The sequence below is a fragment of the Sandaracinus amylolyticus genome (assembly GCF_021631985.1).
Lineage (GTDB): Bacteria > Myxococcota_A > Polyangia > Polyangiales > Sandaracinaceae > Sandaracinus > Sandaracinus amylolyticus_A.
Genome location: NZ_CP070225.1, coordinates 5856515 through 5873057, shown reverse-complemented (window position 1 = coordinate 5873057; position 16543 = coordinate 5856515). Strand labels below are relative to the sequence as shown.

11 protein-coding genes are annotated in these 16543 nt (G+C 73.4%); 2 read left to right on the top strand and 9 right to left on the bottom strand.

Going from position 1 to position 16543, the window contains the following annotated elements:
- Positions 1-5: 5 nt before the first annotated feature.
- From I5071_RS24845 to I5071_RS24820, 6 genes are read right to left on the bottom strand one after another with little or no spacing between them, the layout of a single operon-like run.
- Positions 6-2150, bottom strand: coding sequence for a hypothetical protein (locus tag I5071_RS24845; RefSeq protein WP_236515308.1), 2145 nt, complete (start codon positions 2148-2150; stop codon positions 6-8).
- A gap of 13 nt (positions 2151-2163) precedes the next feature.
- Positions 2164-5700 carry an Ig-like domain-containing protein gene (locus I5071_RS24840; protein WP_236515307.1) on the bottom strand — a complete coding sequence of 1179 codons (3537 nt, stop codon included), beginning with the start codon at positions 5698-5700 and terminating at the stop codon, positions 2164-2166.
- An 11-nt stretch (positions 5701-5711) separates the two neighbouring features.
- A complete protein-coding gene (locus I5071_RS24835; protein WP_236515306.1) occupies positions 5712-9347 on the bottom strand; it encodes an Ig-like domain-containing protein in 3636 nt (1211 codons plus the stop codon).
- Positions 9348-9406: 59 nt separating this feature from the next.
- The gene (locus tag I5071_RS24830; protein WP_236515305.1) at positions 9407-10414 is read right to left on the bottom strand and encodes a hypothetical protein; all 1008 of its coding nucleotides are present in this window, start codon (positions 10412-10414) and stop codon (positions 9407-9409) included.
- A gap of 18 nt (positions 10415-10432) precedes the next feature.
- Positions 10433-11596, bottom strand: a complete 1164-nt coding sequence (locus I5071_RS24825; protein ID WP_236515304.1) for a FecR family protein — start codon at positions 11594-11596, stop codon at positions 10433-10435.
- A complete protein-coding gene (locus I5071_RS24820) occupies positions 11589-12203 on the bottom strand; it encodes an RNA polymerase sigma factor (protein ID WP_236515303.1) in 615 nt (204 codons plus the stop codon). The genes I5071_RS24825 and I5071_RS24820 overlap by 8 nt, the downstream gene beginning before the upstream one ends.
- 112 nt (positions 12204-12315) lie before the next feature.
- Between I5071_RS24820 and I5071_RS24815 the strand changes: the two genes are divergently transcribed.
- On the top strand, positions 12316-14010 hold the full coding sequence (locus tag I5071_RS24815; RefSeq protein WP_236515302.1) for a hypothetical protein: 1695 nt from the start codon (positions 12316-12318) through the stop codon (positions 14008-14010).
- A gap of 3 nt (positions 14011-14013) precedes the next feature.
- Here the strand turns inward: I5071_RS24815 and I5071_RS24810 are convergent, their stop codons facing one another.
- Positions 14014-14700: an OmpA family protein gene (locus I5071_RS24810; RefSeq protein ID WP_236515301.1), complete on the bottom strand. Its 687-nt coding sequence runs from the start codon at positions 14698-14700 to the stop codon at positions 14014-14016.
- Positions 14701-14729: 29 nt separating this feature from the next.
- Positions 14730-15377, bottom strand: a complete 648-nt coding sequence (locus I5071_RS24805; protein WP_236515300.1) for a TetR/AcrR family transcriptional regulator — start codon at positions 15375-15377, stop codon at positions 14730-14732.
- Positions 15378-15435: 58 nt separating this feature from the next.
- Between I5071_RS24805 and I5071_RS24800 the strand changes: the two genes are divergently transcribed.
- Positions 15436-15987 (top strand): hypothetical protein, encoded by a 552-nt coding sequence (locus I5071_RS24800; protein ID WP_236515299.1) that lies wholly within the window; start codon positions 15436-15438, stop codon positions 15985-15987.
- 7 nt (positions 15988-15994) lie between these two features.
- On the opposite strand, the gene I5071_RS24795 is transcribed toward I5071_RS24800, so the two are convergent.
- Positions 15995-16480 carry a hypothetical protein gene (locus I5071_RS24795; RefSeq protein ID WP_236515298.1) on the bottom strand — a complete coding sequence of 162 codons (486 nt, stop codon included), beginning with the start codon at positions 16478-16480 and terminating at the stop codon, positions 15995-15997.
- Positions 16481-16543: the final 63 nt, after the last annotated feature.

Below are 16543 nucleotides of genomic sequence, written 5' to 3'. Positions count from 1 at the left end.
CGGAGTCAGGGGGCCGCGAGGTAGAGGGTCAGGGCGTACGAGCCCGCGGCGGCGGGGCTCGACTCGACGACGGCGTAGTAGGTGCCCGGGTCGAGGGTGCGGCTGAGGACCGCGGGCGCTCCGGGCGCGCAGGCGAGATCGGTCGTGCCCTCGCAGGCGCCACGCAGGCCGAGCGAGAGCAGCTCGCCCGAGCCGTCGGTGCGGCGCGCGATCAGCGTCACCTCGCGGCGCTCGGTGAGCACGAAGCGGTGCAGCGTGTCGCGCGCGCCGGCGCCTCCGCACGACGCGACGTCGTCGCTCGCGGCGGTGAGATCGGAGCGCAGCGGCACCGCATCCTCGAGCGTGCTCGCGCTCGCGCAGGTGTCGTTGGTGGGCGGCGTGGTCGGCGGCTCGATGCGCGCCGACGCGGTGAGATCGCCCGACGCGACCGAGGTCGAGACGGTCACGTGGTAGGTGCCCGCGGGCAGTCGCACGAAGCGGTGATCGATGGTCGGCGTGCCGCTCGTGCAGAAGATTTCGGTGCGGAGATCGCCGCAGGTGCGGCTCACCGCGAGGAAGTGCGGGCTGCCCACCGTGGTGTGCAGCACGACGTCCTGCTCGGCGGTGGTGCTGAACGTGAAGCTCGCGTCGCGCGAGGTCGCGGGCGCGCCGCCGCACGTCGTGCCGGTGTCGAGCGAGAGCATCGAGAGCGGCAGCGTCGCGGTGGTGTTCGTGATGTCGACCGCGGTCGTGCACGCGTCGCCGTCGTTGCGCGGGATCGCGGGGCGCACGTCGACCGAGAGGGTCCAGCTGGTCGCGGCCGCCGCCGCGGACTCGAGCAGCACGTAGTAGGTGCCGGGCTCGAGCGTGCGCCGGACGATCTCCGCCGACGCGCGCTGCACGCAGGCGAGCGTGGTCGCGGGCGCGTAGCAGTCGCGGGTGAGCGCGAGGTAGGTCGAGGTCGCGCCGCCGCCGGTGGTGGTCGCGATCAGCGTGACGTCGCTCGTCTCGGTGAGCTCGAGGCGGTACGCGGCGTCGCGCGAGGTGGCCGTCGGCCGGCACGAGAGCGCGTAGTCGTCGCGGGTGTTCGCGAAGAGGCCCGTGAAGGTGCCGCCTCCCGAGACGTCGACCGCGCTCGCCTGGCAGAGATCGGTCGAGCCGACGGGCGTGGGCGCGGCGTAGCTGACCGTCAGCTCGAAGCGCGACGCACTGCCGCTGCGCACGACGATCGCGTAGTCGCCGGGCGCGAGGTTGCGGGCGATCGCCGCGCCTGCGGCGCACGCGAGCTCGGGGCCGCTCTCGCACGCGCCGAAGGGACGAACCGCGACCGCGGCCGAGCCGACCTCGGGCACGACCGCGACGCTCACGTCCTGCGAGCGATCGAGGCGCACCCGGAACACGACGTCGTTGCCGGTCGGCGCGCACGCGAGCGGGACGTCGTCGGTCGCGCCGAGCGTGGTGCGCACGAACGTGCCGGGGCCGGGCAGCAGCTCGGCGCTCGCGCAGTCGTCGTTCGGCGCGGTGCAGTCGTCCTGGTAGAAGTCGATGCGACCGTCGCAGTCGTCGTCGCGCCCGTTGCCGCACTGCTCGGGCTGATCGGGGGAGGCGAGGGCGCCGGTGGTGGGATCGTCGTCGCAGTCGTCGCCGCCGCAGCGGTCGTCGGCCGCGCCGTCGCCGTCGAGGTCGCGCGCGGCGTGCACGCACGCATCGAGCGCGGGATCGCATGCCGAGGTGGTGCAGGGATCGCCGTCGGCGCAGCTCGGCGGGAGGCCGCCGAGACAGCCGAACTCGAAGTCGCAGACCTCGAAGCCGTTGCAGAAGACGCCGTCGTCGCAGCGATCGTCGTGGGGGGTCGCGCTGCAGGTGCGCGCCCGCTCGTCGCACACGTCGTCGGTGCACGCGTGCTCGTCGGCGCAGGGCGCTTCGCCCGCGACGCAGACGCCTTCGCTGCAGAGCTCGACGCCGTTGCAGAAGCAGCCGTCGTCGCACTCGTGCGTGGCGGTGCAGGCCGCGCCGAGCGTGGAGCCGGCGGTCTCGCACACGGGCGGTCCGGCGTCGGTGCCGACGTCGGGCGCGAGGTGGCCGGCGTCGACCGGTGCCGAGGGCCCGCCTTCGGTGCACGCGGCGAGTGCGAGCGATGCGAGGAGAGCGGAGAGGTGCGAACGGCGCATGATCATTCCCTGGTCAGTCGAGGCGCAGCCAGCGCCCGCTCGAGTCCGAGGTGTCGACGAGGAAGAGCGACGAGCGCGCGGGGTCGAACGCGAGCCCGGTGTCGGCGCGGCTGTCGCGCGCCGTCCAGATGCGTCCGGCCCAGCGCGGCGTGGGCGCGGCGGGGTCGAGCACGACCCATACGTCGGCGGGGCTCTCGGCGCGGAAGTAGAGAGCACCCGCGTCGGTCGTGGAGTCGACGACGATCGACGCACGATCGTTGGCGAGCCCCATCCCCGACGCGATCGTCACCGGCACCTGCGACGCGGTCGCGAGCGCGGCGCGCGCGAGGCGATGCACGCCCTCGACGCCCGCGACGGTGCCGACGACGTAGACGTAGGTCGCGTCGGCGGCCATGCCCGCGACGTCGGTGAGCACGTCGTTGCGACCGATCTCGACCGCCTGTCCGCCCGCGAACGGGATGCGATAGAAGACGACGGGATCACCGACGGTCGCGACGAGGAACCCGGTGTCGTCGAGCGTGAGCGCGTCGACGCGGCGCGCCGGGTAGCCGCCGGTGGGCGCGGTGTCGATCGCCGCGGGGGTGGCGAGCACGGTGCCGCTCGTCGAGACGATCCGCACGAGGCGCGCTGCGCTCGACGTGGTCGCGGTCGTGGTCGTGACGATCGATCCGTCCGGCGCGAGGAGGCCTGCGTTGCCGGTCGTGGTCGGGACGGTCGACGAGGTGTACGGCGCGCCTCCCGCGCGCGGCGCGCGCAGCAGGCCCGAGGTCGAGTGGCGCACCCAGAGGTCCGCGTCGGTCGCGGCGATCCACCGCGGCGAGAGGGTGCCGGTGCCGGTGATGCCGAGCTCGGTCTCCGCGCCGAGCACGCCGTCGAAGTCGATCTCGTCGACGGAGAGCGACGTGGCCGTGCCCGTCGAGGTGAGCGCGACGCAGACCTCGGTGCCGGGCGGCACGATCACCGCAGCGCCGGTGCCGCTGTCGTCGCCGCAGCGCAGCGTGCGACCGCTCGCGCGATCGACGATCGCCGCGACGTGACGCGTGGTGGTGCGGACGATCCCGAGCTGCTCGCGCGTGGTGTAGCGGTACCACGTCACGCCGCTGCCTCCCGCGAGGCACGACGGCGCGTACGCGCGGTGTCGGCCCCCGGGCGTGATCGCGTTCGTGGTCGACGCGTCGATCGGGATCGCGCCGGCGCAGGTGTCGCCCGGCGCGGGCTCGAACTCGTCGATCGACAGCGTCGTCGCGGGGAGCGGGCGGCGGATCCCCGAGCCCTTGTTGGCGACGATCCACGCGTAGAGATCGCGCGCCGGGCCGTCGAGCGTCGTCGTCGTGCCGCGGTGCTCGTCGGCCTCGGCCTCGCACGCGAGCACGCTGCGCCCCGGCGTCGAAGGCGCGCATGCGTCGCCCACCTCGACGCTCACGCCGGGCGCGGTGTTGCTCGAGGTCGTCGCGTCGACCTCCACCGTGACCAGGCTCGTGCTCGACGTCTTGCGGTACGCGACGACGCCGTCGAGGTTCATCTCGGCCGATGCGTCGCACGCGAGCGCGCCCGCGCCGGTGTGGGTGAGCGCGCGATCGAGCCCGACGAGCCCGCCCTGATCGAACGTCCACTGGTGCGCGCCGTTCAGGCCGATCGAGTGCGATGCGCTCGCGGTCGTGAGCGGCGCGAGGCAGCTCTCGCCCTCGGGCGGGAGCGCGACCTCTTCGATCGTGATCGTCGCACCGCGGAACGACTCGCGCGCTTCCTGCGCGAGCCACACGAAGTACTCGCCCTCGCCGCCGTCGACCCAGACGTCGCTGCGCCGGCCCGAGCCGTTGAACACGCCGCGCCACAGGCACGCGCGCAGGCCCTCGCTCGCGCGCGGATCACAGGTGCCCTGGCGCACTTCGACGTCGAGGTCGGCGTTCGCGATCGCGGCGTGGACGTGGAGGACGGTGCCGCCCGGCGCGCCCGCCGCGGGCGTCGTCTTGCGGTAGCGCACGACCACGTCGCTGCCGTGCCCATCGGTGTCGCACGACGCGCTGCCGTCGTTCGCGATCACCGCGAGCGCGCCGAGGGTCCAGCGATGTCCGTTCGGCAGCGCCTCGCCCTCCGACTGCGTGAGCGCGTCGCCGCAGCGCTCGCCGGTCGGCGCGACCAGCGCGAACGAGAGCACGCCGTCGCCGAGGTACGCGTGCGACGCATCGAGCGGTACGCCCGTCGCGTCCTCGAACCCGCGCAGATCGAGCTGGTACGAGGCGCCCGCGTTGATCACCGCGGACGCGTCGAGCCGGAGCGTGGTGCCCGACATCGACCAGGTGCCGTGGAGCTCCGCGCTGCGTCCGTCGCCCACCAGCGTCGCGGTGGTGCGCGTGGTGTCCATCGCCTCGCTGAACACCACGACGAGCTCGCGCGCCGCGCCCGGGAGCACGTCGGTGCGGCCTTCTTCGGGCGTGGAGTACGAGACGTAGGGCGGCGTGCTGCTGCCGGTCGTGAAGTCGAGCGCGCCGTCGCCGAGGTGCACCGTCGTGTCGAGCGTGTTGCCCGAGCGATCGGCGTAGCCCGCGAGCTCGACGCGGTGCGCGGCCTCGAGCGCGAGCAGGCCGCTCACCGAGAGCACGAGGCGCGTGCCGCCGTCCTCCCAGCGCTGCTCGAGCTCGGTGCGCACGTCGCCGACGACCAGCGTCGCCGCGCCGAGCGTCTCGTCCATCGGCTCGGAGAACGCGATCAGCACGCGCGTCGTGGCGGCGGCGCTCACGTCGAGCTGGCCCTCCGAGGGGCTCGCATCGATCACGAACGGCGCGCGCGCGTCGGGCCCGACGACGAAGTCGAGCGATCCGTCGTCGCCGAGCACGCTCGCGTCGAGCGTGTTGCCCGCGGCGTCCCGCCAGCCCTCGAGCACGACCTGGTAGGACGCGTCGTGCTCGAGCGCGCCGGTGATCGGCAGCGTCACCTCGATGCCGTCGAAGCGCGGTGCACCGAGCGTCGCGGCGCCCGGGCCCTCGAGCCGCGCGGTCGCGGTGCGCGCGTCGACGGGCTCGCTGAGCGTCACGACGATCTCCCCGAGATCGATCTCGACGGTCGCGTCCTCCGTCGGCGTCGTCGACACCACGCGCGGCGCGACCACGTCGGCGACGGTGAACGCGATGCTCGTCGGCTCGGCGAGGGGCGCGCCTTCGGTGCTCTCGAACGCATCGTCGACGTCGACGGTGATCGTCGCGCCGGGCTCGAGCGCGTCGGCCGGGGTGATCTCGAGGAGGTCGCCCTCGTCGCTCCAGGTCGTGGTGTCGATCGCGATCGGCCCGCTCGGCCCCGCGAGCGACACGGTGCCCGCGTCGCGGCGCATCGGGCGCGAGAAGAGGACGCGGATCGTCGCGTCGGGCGCGACGTCGCGCTCGCCGTCGGTCGGCATCGTCGCGATCACCACCGGCGCGGTGGGCAGCTCCGTGATCGCGTCGGTCGTGGCCGCGTCGCCGAGGCCGGCGTCGCTCGTCGTGTCGTCGTCGCCGCATCCCGCGAGCGCGAGCAGCGCGAGCGCGAGGGCGCAGGTGAAGGAACGCTGGGTCATCGTGGGCTCCCTCAGTCCAGGCGGACGATGCGGCCGAGCGCCGCGTTCTCGGAGTCGAAGAGGAAGAGCGCGCCGCTCGCGGGATCGCGCGCGAGCGTGAAGTCGTCGGTGTCGCCGAAGCCGCTCAGGACGCCGAGGTCGCGCGGGGTCGCACCGCCCGGTCCTGCGATCACCCGCACGTTGCCGTCGGTGTCGCGGAAGTAGAGGTGCTGCGCGAGCACCTGCGAGTCGATCACCAGCGGGCGCACCGACGTCAGCAGCGAGAGCTCCGCGATGCGCTCGATCCGCGGCGTCGCGCTGCCCGCGCTCGCGCGCTCGACGCGGTACACGCCGACCGGGCCCGTGCTGCCGATGCCGAGCCGCGCCGCGACGTACATCCACGTCTGATCGATGGCGGTGCCGATCACGTCGCCGAACGCCGGCACGGTCACGACCGGCCCGGGCGTGGCCGGCGACGTCGCCGACACGCGCGAGAACGTCACCGGGATCTCGAGCGTGCTGCCGAGCCAGCGGCCGTCGTTCGCGATCCAGAGATCGTTGCCGTCGAAGAAGAGCGAGTCGAACGCGTCGGCCGGATAGTCGGCGCCGGGATCCCACGCGACGGGCGCGAACGCACCGGTCGCGCCGACGAGCCTCCACAGTCGCGTCGCGGTGCCCGCGGTCGTCGAGTCGTCGATGGTGAAGAGCGACTCGCCGATCGCGATGCCCGCGGTGCCGAGCTGATCACCGGGCAGCGCGTAGTGGATGCCGCCCCCACCGCTGCGCGGGAACGCGACCATGCCGCTCGTGACGCCGAGGTAGAGCGAGCTCGGCGTGACCGCGACCCAGCGCTCGAGGGTCAGCGTGATCGGATCGCCCTCGGGATCGAGCGGCGGCGTGAGCTCGATCGCGGTGGGCACGCCCATGTTGCCCGTGTAGGGGACCGGCTCGATCGAGAGCGCACCGATCGACGCGCCGTTCGCGACCGCGACGCAGACCTCGTCACCCGCGCGGACGAACGCGGCGACGGCGCGTGTGCGCGCGTCGAGCGAGCAGCTCAGCTCGCGACCGCTCGCGCGATCGAAGGTCGCGACCCCGCCCGCGGCGCCGGCGGTGACGAGCGATGCGTTCTCGCTCGCGGTGAAGCGGTACCAGCTCACGTTCGTGCCCGGCTCGACGCACGACGGGGTCGACACGCTCGCGGTGCTCGCCGGCGCGATCGTCGTGGAGCCGGTCGCGCCGATCGCGATCGCGGTCGCGCAGCTCTCGCCGTCGCCGGGCACGAGCTCGCGCGTGCGCAGCTCGAACGCGGGCGAAGGACGCGCCGACGCGATGTTGGGGTACGCGGTCGCGACCCAGACGTAGTAGGTGCCCGCGGGGCCCCGGATGTCGAACGCGCGGGGGCCGGGCGCGTTGGTCGTCGTGCCCTCCCAGAGCCCGTGGAAGCAGGCGAGCGAGCGCGTCGCCGGTGCGCGGGGATCACACGCGTCGAGCACCTGCACGTCGATCGCGTCGATCGACGTCGAGGGCGTCGCGATCGGCGAGACCACGCCGGTGATCTCGCTGTCATCCGACGTCTTGACGATCTCGAACACCGCGTCCGGGCCCTGACGGCCGTCGACGTCGCAGACCATCGTGCCGGGCGCGCCGGGCTGGATCGCCATGTCGACGCCGCCCACCGCGCCCGCGGGCACCGACCACACGTGCTCGCCGTTCGCGCTCGTGGTGTGCACCGCCGAGCTCGTGGTGAACGGCGCCGCGCAGCTCTCGCCCTCGGGCGTCGCCGCGACCTCCTCGATGATCACCTGCGCGCCCTCGAAGGGACGCGTGCCGAGATCGGTCGCGACCCACACGAAATAGTCGCCGGCGCCGACGTCGAGATAGGTGTCCCACTCGTGCCGATCGCGCGGGCACGTGAGGCGCGCCGACGTGCGGGCGGCCTCGACCGGATCGCAGACGTCGCGATAGACGTCGAGCACGATGCGCGCGGTCGCGGACGCGGTGCCGACCACGCGCACGCGCAGGTAGCGACCGCCGCTCGAGCCGGACGCGCTCTCCTTGCGATAGCGGATCACCGCGTCCGCCGACACGCCGCCGGTCGCGCACGAATTGCTGCCGTCGTGCACGCTCACCGAATCGGCGCCGAGGAGCCACTCGTAGCCGCCCGCCATCGTGCGCGCGACGGCCTCGGAGATCGTGAGCTCGTCGCGGCAGCGCTCGCCGGTCGGCGTCGCGGTCGAGAAGTCGAGCGCGCCGTCGCCGAGGTAGTGGCCGGGCTCGAGCAGCATCCCGCGTGCGCTCGTGAGCGCGCCGAGATCGACGCGGAAGCCCGAGGCCGACACCAGCTGGCCGGTCACGTCGAGCTGCACCTGGGTGCCCGCCGCGTTCCACGACGCCGGTGCGTCGAAGGACCCACCGTCGCGCGTCACCGCGAGCGACGCGACGCGGGTGTCCATCGACTGGTCGAACACGATGCGCAGCGACGCGGTCGACGAGGCGACGCCGGTCGCGCCCTCGAGCGGATCGCTGAAGAGCACGCGCGGGTTCGTCGCGTCGGCGCCGGTCTCGAAGTCGAGGTGGCCGTCGCCGAGGTACGTCGCGCCGTCGAGCGCGTTGCCCGATGCGTCGCGCATCGACGAGAGATCGAGCGCGTGCGCGACGTCGACCCCGAGCGCGGCCCCGGCGAGCGCGAACGACGCGCGCGTTCCCTCGTCGGACCACGTCGCAGCGAGCGCGCGCGGCGTCGTGCCCGCGAGCAGCGTCGCGCTCCCGATCGACGTGTCCATCGCCTCGTCGAACTCGACGACGATCGCGCTCGTCGTGATCGACACGTTCACCTGGTCTTCGGAGGGCACCGCGTCGGTCACGCGCGGCCCATCGCGATCGACCCCGGTCGCGAACGGGATCGCACCCTCGACGAGGTAGACGCTCGCGTCGAGCGCGTTGCCCGCGACGTCGGCGAAGCCCTCGAGCACCACGCGATAGCTCGTCTCGTACGCGAGCCCCGAGAGCGGCGCGCGCACGGTGTGTCCGTCGATCCACGAGAGCGCGCCCACGACGCCCGAGCCGCCCTCGAGGCGCACGCCGCCCGTGCTGGCGTTCATCGGCTCGTCGAACGTGATCGTGATCGCGTCGAGGCGCGCCGAGAGCCCGGTCGCGCCCGCTCCGGGCTCGCTGTCGATCACGCGAGGAGCCGCGCGATCCTCGGTCGTGAACTGGATCACGAAGGGCAGACCGAGCGTGTTGCCCGCGCGGTCGGCGAGCTCCGCGTCGAGCTCCACGCGCACGTGCGAGCTCGCGGGGAGCGGCGTCGCGGGCGCGATGGTCAACGTCGTGCCGTCGTCGCTCCACGTCTCCGATCCGATCGCGATCGGCGTGCCCTCGGCCTCGATCGCGACGGAGCTCGCGTCGTGCATCGGCTCGCTGAACGTCACCGCGATCTCGGTCGCGACGTCGACGCCGGTCGCGCCGCGCTCGGGCGTCGTCGCGATCACACGAGGCCGCTCGCGATCACCGCCGTCGATCTGCGGAGCACCTCCGTCCTGTCGATCGCCGCCGTCGATCATCAGGATCGGTCCGCCGGTGTCCGAGCACGCGCTGCACAGCGCGACCGCGCACGCGGTGAGGAGCAGCGACGAGAGCGAGCGTTCGTGCGGCCGTTGGCGCATGCAGCGAGACCTCCAGCGGGGAAGTGGACGGGTCCCCCGGAAGTGGCTCACTCGTTTCTTCACGGCTCGGGTCGCACCTCGAAGCCGAGCGTGATCGCGACGTGCGTCCCGCCGATGCGCGCGATGGTCTCGCCGACCGGCGCGAGCGTCCCGTAGATGCCCGCGACGACCCATCCGAGCTCGACGCCGACGTGCACGTACGCGGCGCGCGTGATGCGCGTCGCGAGGCTCGCCGCGCCGAGCAACGTGAAGATCGGGCCCACGATCGTCGCCGACGTCGCGCTCGCGTCGGCGCGCCCCTCGAGCCAGCCGGCGCCGCCGCGCGCGCCGCCGCCGAGCTCGAGGAGGTTCTCGTCGCCCAGCGACAGACGCACCGCGAGGATCGCGCCCAACGTCGCCGAAGTGATCGCGACCGCGCCCACGTCGTACACGTGATCGCGTGCGTGATCGGCGCGCAGATCGATCGCGAGCGCGAGCGGCGCGAGCAGCTCGAGGCTCAGCGCGAGCCCGCCACCGAACGCGACGTGCTGGGGCTCACCGCCCGAGAGGCGCGCCGACGCGAGGGCGCGGATCGCGAGCGGCCCCGCGCGCGTCGCGCTCGGCGCGTCCGGCTGCGGCATCGTGAGCGTCCATCGCTCGCGCACGATCCGCAGGGCACTCTCGCGCGCGGGCTCGCCGACCGTCTCCGCGACCGCCTCGTGGCGCGTGCCGAGCTCGAGCCACGACGCCGCGAGCAGCTCCGCGATCGCGAGCCCGACCATGCGCGTGCTCGCCTCCCGTGATGCGCCGAGCTCGAGCGCACGGCGCAGCTCCTTGTGCGTGAGGCGCTCGTCGATCTCGATCAGCGCGCGCGTGCCCTCGCAGCGCACCGCGACGCGACTGCTCGCTTCGTCGGGCGATGCGAGCTCCGCATCGCCTCCGAGCTCGACCTCGAGCACGTGCCGCACCACGTCCGCGTCGAGCTCGGCGCAGCTGTCCGCGATCGACACCGACACGCTCGGTCGCTCGCGTGCTTGTGCGCGCACCGCGCCCGGCCGCGCGAGCGCGAGGAGCGCGACGATCGGCACGACGGCGCGGAGCAGTCGCTACTCCAGGCCGCCGAACCGGCGCACCGCGTCGGCGCGCACGCCGTCGGGATGACGTCGCAAGTACTCCTCGGCGAGGGCGCGCGCGCGCGCCGCGAGCCCGGCGCGATGGCTCGCCTCCACCTCGCGTGCGAGCGCGTCCGGTGCGAGCGATCCTTCGGGCGCGAGCGCGCGTGCCTGCGCGAACGCGTCGGCGGCCTCGGCCGGTCGATCGAGCTGCTGCAGGAGGACGCGGCCGAGCGTGAACGACACCAGCGGCGCCCGCTCGTCGTCGCGTCCGATCTCGAGCGCGCGGCGCAGATACGGCAGCGACTCGGCGGGATGCCCCGACAAGCGCGCGCAGTCCGCCGCGAACACCAGCGTGCCGACGTCGTCGCTGCGCAGCACGCGGGTGTCGGCGAGCAGCAGCGCGTAGCCGTCGTCGTAGCGACCCTCGGCAGCGAGCGCGCGCCAGTCGGGCGTCACCGGCGCGGGCTCCGGCGTGACCTCGCGCTCGGCCGCGCGCTCGCGTCCTCGCGACGTGCGCACGCGCGGCGCTCGCGCCGCGGCCGGCTCGTCGCGCACCGCAGTCGGCTCGGCCTCGACGCGCGCGCGCGGGTACACCCCGCGCTCGCCGGCCGAGAGCTCGTCGCGCCCGTCGTGCTCCCACTCGATGCGCACGCGACCGTGATCGACCTCGACGATCGCGCCGCTGCCCTCGCGCGTCACCGTGAACTCGGTGCCGATCACCGACACCGTGACCGTGCCCGCGCGCACCCGGAACGCCCGCGGCAGCCCGGGCGTGACCGCGAAGCGCGCCGCGCCGCGCACCAGCGACAGCTCGATCGCGTCCGACGCCATGCGATCGACGAAGAGCTCGGTGTCGTCGCCGAGCGGCGTCGCGATCGAGCCGTCGGCGAAGCGCAGCACCGCGGGCGCGGGCGCGACGACCTCGGGGGCGCGCGCGACCGGTGCCGGCACCTCTCCACGCGCGACCATCCAGAACGACGCCGCCGCTGCGGCGAGCACGAGCCCGGTCGCCGACACCACGCGAGCCACCGCGCGCCTTCGTCGTCGCGCATCGACGCGCGCCGCGAGCTGCGCGCCGCGCGCGTCGGTCCACGCCGGCAGCGCGTGCTCGCGCGCCGCATCGATCGTGCGTCGCAGCTCCGAGCGATCAGTCATCGCCGATCTCCTCGGTGATCACCGCGTGTGCGGCCGCGATTCGACGCTTCGCGGTCGCGAGCGAGCACTCGCAGATCTCGGCGACGCGATCGAGCGGCTCCTGCTCGAGATAACGCAGCGTCCACGCGAGGCGCTCGTTCGCCGGGATCGAGTCGAGGACGCGGTAGAGCTCCGCGATCCGCGCGCGCTCCTCGGGCGAGGCGCGCGAGTCGGCCACCTCGGTGTAGTCGGCGCCCTCGTCGAGCCCGAATGCGCGTCGCGCGCGGCGCTTCCGCAGGAGACGTCGCGCCTTGCGCACCGTGATCAGCGCGAGCCACGGTCGCGCGGCCTCGGCGTCTCGCAGCTTGTGGATGCCGCGGATCGCGTCGAGGAAGACGTCCTGCACGAGGTCGTCCACCTCGGCGGTGCGGCCCAGGAAGCGCAGCGCGACGCGCGTGACGTAGCTGCCGTGGAGACGGAACGCCGATGCGGTGTCGATCGGGGGGCGCGCCTCCGATGGTGTGTCTTCCTGCGCGCTGCCCGCGCCGTCCTGCGCCGTGCCGACGAGCCGCAGGTGTCGCGGTAGCTCGATGCCCACGGTGGGTAAGTGGACGGCACCCCGGAACACGGCTCACTCGATCTGCACCGCGATGCAGCGCACATGCGCGGTGAGGCGCCGACGTCCTGCGCGATTGGCTTCGCGTCAGGAGCGCATCCGCTGTAGCGTCTGCGTCCTTCTCATGCCGACCGTCGGCGATCTCCTCCGTTACGTCCTTCCCGTCGGGACCGTGCCCGGGAGCGCGAGCGCGTCGCTCGCCTCGTGCCCGGTGTGGCCACCCGATGCGTTCGCGGCCGCGGCCACCATCGTCGAGCGCTCGGCCTGCTACACCCGCGACCGCTACTCGGGGCGTGGTCTTCCGCGCGGCTCGGGCGCGCGCTGGTCGCCCTACTTCGGGCTCGAGTACCTCGCGCGCACCGACGCCGCGGGCGCACGCTGGCGCAGCGAGATGCGCGTGCCCGACGACGCGCAGAAGGCGTGGGAAGCGATCATCGCGGGCGAGAACGATCCCATCGGGCCCGAGACGAGCGATGCCGTCGCCGACGCTGCGATCGAGCTGCTCGCGATCGCCGACGAGGCGTGCGACGGGATCGGCTTCGCGCCCGAGCATCCCTCGCCGATCACCTCGTTCGTGCTCGAGGAGCACCTTCGTTTCGTCTCCGGAGAGCACCGTGCGAGCGGTCGTGGCGCGGGCGCGATCCCCGACGTGCGCGTCTCGCTCTGCATCGCGGTGCCGCACGATCGCGCGTGCGTGCAGCCGAAGTCGCGCGCCGCGCAGGTCGGCTGCGCGATGCGCGCGCTCTCGCACCACGTCGCGCTGCTGCCGGCGAAGCACGAGATCGAGACGCGCTGGATGGTCGGCGATCTCGATCGCGCGCAGGGCCCGTTCAACCTGCTGTGCGTGCCGTTCCCGTACCGCATGCGCGGCGATGCGATCGAGGCGGGCCCGCTGGTGCAGGGCGCGAGCGGCGCCGGTCACTTCCGCGTGAAGCAGACGTGGCTGCCCGAGAAGGACAAGGATCGCGTCGCGTTCGTGGCGGACCTGGTGCGCGAGCTCGTGCGGGTGTCGGAGCGCGAGGTCGGTCAGGTGCACGGCGTGGTGCTGCCCGAGCTCGCGCTCGACTCGCTCACGGTGCGCGGCGTCGCGAAGGAGCTCGCGAAGCTGCCCTCGCTCGAGCTCTTCATCGCGGGCACGTCGGCGATCTATCCGAAGAGCGGCGCGCCGCGGAACCTCGTGTTCGCATCGCTGCTCGAGGGCGGCGAGGTGCGCACCCACTGGTGGCAGAGCAAGCACCATCGCTGGCGATTGGACGAAGGGCAGATCCGTCGATACCACCTCGGCCACACGCTCGATCCCGCGCGTCGATGGTGGGAGGACATCGACGTCGACGATCGACAGCTGAGCCTCTACGTGTTCCGACCCGACGCGAGCATCGCGGTGCTCGTGTGCGAAGACCTGGCGCGCATCGATCCGGTGCAGCCGGTGCTGCGCGCGATGGGCCCGTCGCTGGTGATCGCGGTGCTCATGGACGGACCGCAGCTCGATCGTCGCTGGCCCGGTCGTTACGCGGGCGCGCTCGCCGACGATCCGGGGAGCTCGGTGCTCACGCTGACGTCGCTCGGCATGATGGAGCGCTCGGTGATGCCGGGAGAGAGCGAGCCGCGTCAGGTCGCGCTGTGGAAGGACGCCTCGGGCCAGGCGCGCGAGCTCAGTCTCCCGCGCGGCGCGCACGGCCTCGTGCTGAGCCTCGACGCGAGCCGCGAGGAGCGATGGACACTCGACGGACGCACCGATCGAGCGCGCACCGTGCGGCTCTCGCTCGGCGCGGTGCGCGCGGTCGCGCATCCGAGCCCGCCCGCGTGGCTGTCGAGCTGACGCTCAGGGATCGAGCACGATCTCGACGCGCCGATTCGTCTCGCGCTCCGCGGGCGTGCGTCCGGCGGTGATCGGCATCGTCGCGCCGTGCGCGTGGATCACGAGCCGCGCGGGATCGACACCCATCGCGACGAGCTCGTCGCGGAGGCGCTCGGCGCGACGACGTGCGAGCCGCACCGGCGCGCGCTCCTCGCGCCCTGCATGGCCATGCAGCTCGATGACGGGGATCTGTGGGTTGCCGACGATGGTGTCGGCGAGCGCACGCAGGAGCACGAGCGTGTCGCCCTCCACGCGCGACGAGTCCTTGATGAAGTAGACGCGCGCGATCTGCGGCTGGATCGGGCACGAGTAGAGCGGCAGCGTGCAGTGATCGGGACAGCCGTCCTCGTCGTCCATCCCGTTGTAGGTCTCGGGCTCGCGCGGGCAGAGATCGTCGGCGTCGACGATGCGATCGCGATCGTCGTCGCGCTCGGGGCATCCGTCGTCGTCCTCGAAGCCGTCGAGATCCTCGGCGTCCTGCGGGCAGCGATCGTCCGCCTCGACGATGCGGTCCCCGTCGTCGTCGCGGTGCGCCTCGACGATCGTGTCGACGACGACGTGCTCCGCGTTGACCGGGTGCGGGCGCGCCGCACCACACGCGGCGAGCACCACGAGCGCGAGCGCGGAGCACGTCGACCGGAGCGTCCCCACGCGATCAGCCTACGCCAGCGCGCGGCCGATCAGCGCGCGCGCCGTGCCTTCGTCGTCTTCTTCGTGGCCCCGCGGGGCCGCTGCTCGATGCCCGCGAACAGCGCTTCGGCGAGCTTTCCCATCGCGTCGGCGTCGACCGGCTCGCGGCTCAGCACCCGGAACACCAGCGCACCGATCAGCGCCTCCGCGACGAGCGCGAGCGGGGCGTCGGCCTGCACTCGGCCCGCGCGCTGTGCATCCGTCAATCGCGCCACGAGCGCCGAGCGAGACGGCTCGACGAACTTCGCGAGCAGCTTCGACGCGACCTCGTCGCTCTCCGCCGCGGCCGAGGTGAGCGCGCGCAGCAGCGACGTCTGCGGCGGCCGACCGTAGTGCGCGGCGAGCTCGCGGAGCCACGTCGCCGCATCGGCCCCGAGATCACCCGTCTCGTCGGGCCCGTAGCCGCTCGGCAGCACGTAGCCCTCGAGCACGCACTCGGCGACCAGCTCTCGCTTGGTCGGCCACCAGCGATACACCGTCTGCTTTCCCACGCCCGCGACCTCCGCGACCCGCTGGATCGACAGCCGCTCGTAGCCGAGCTCCGCGAGCTGATCGCGCGTGGCCTCGAGGATCGCTCGACGCGCGACGTCGCTCCGCGGGCGACCACGTCGGGGCGAGCCCTGCTTGACGGAGGACATGCGCCGTCGATATAGCAAACCCATAAACGAGACTCTTGGACTCGAAATAGAGGTCGCCATGAGATCGACGCTCGCGCTCTTCGCCACGCTCACGCTGACGCTCGCCGCGGGCGCCTTCCCCGGGCCCGGCCGCGCGCAGTCGGGCACGGTGCCATCGACGCTCGCGGGCACGTGGGTCCAGGACGATGCGGCGAGCGCGATGCGCACGGTCGACGCCGCGTTCGCGCCGCGCATCGCGTCGTTGCCCGAGCTCTTGCAGGGCATGGCGCGCGATCGCATCCGCAACGACATGCAGCCGCCGCGGCGCGTGCTCGTTTCGCTCACGGGCTCGCGCGTGCGGGTCACGCTCGAGTCGAACCGCACGAGGGTCGTCGACGGAGCGATCGGCGCGGCGGCGCAGGTCACCGGCGTCTCGAGCGGCACTCGCGTCACGCCGCGGCTCCAGGGCGGCTGGCTGGAGCTTCTCTACGAGGGCGAGGGCTCGCAGCTGCACCAGCTCTACTCGACCGAGCCCGACGGCTCGCGCCTGCACGTCGACTTCACCGTCGAGAGCTCGTACCTCTCCACGCCGGTGCGGTACCGCCTCGACTACGTGCGCGCGGCGCGATGACCGTCGATCACGCGCCCGGCATCGCGTCGGGCGGCGGCGCGCTCGGACCTTCGTAGTCCTGCGGCAGACCGCTCAGATCGATCTCGAGCTCCACGTCGGGCGCGTCGTCGCTCACGAACACGCGCCCGCCCGCGAGATCGAAGTAGAGCCGCGGATCTCCGTCGACGCGCGTGCCGTTGCGATCACGCGCGAACACGAGGTCCTCGCCCTGCCGGTAACACGCGTTGTAGCCACCGTCGGCGAGCCCGTAGACCATGTCGCCGCCGCACTCCACGCGGATGCGGCAGTTGTAGTAGGCGTCGTCGGTCCGCAGCACCTCGACCACGCACGCGTCACCGCGCTGCGGCACGACGGGCCCGCGCGCCGCGACGACGCGACCTTGGTGCACCTGCGGCGCGCCGACCTCGCGGATGTCGGGCGACTGCGCACCACCACACCCCGCAGCGATCGACATCGCGAGCCCGATCGACGAAGCGCGGCGCCACCCACCCACGCGCCGATCGTAGGCCGTCTCGATCGCGCTTGCGAGCGCGTCGGCGTCGACGCGCGGGGACGA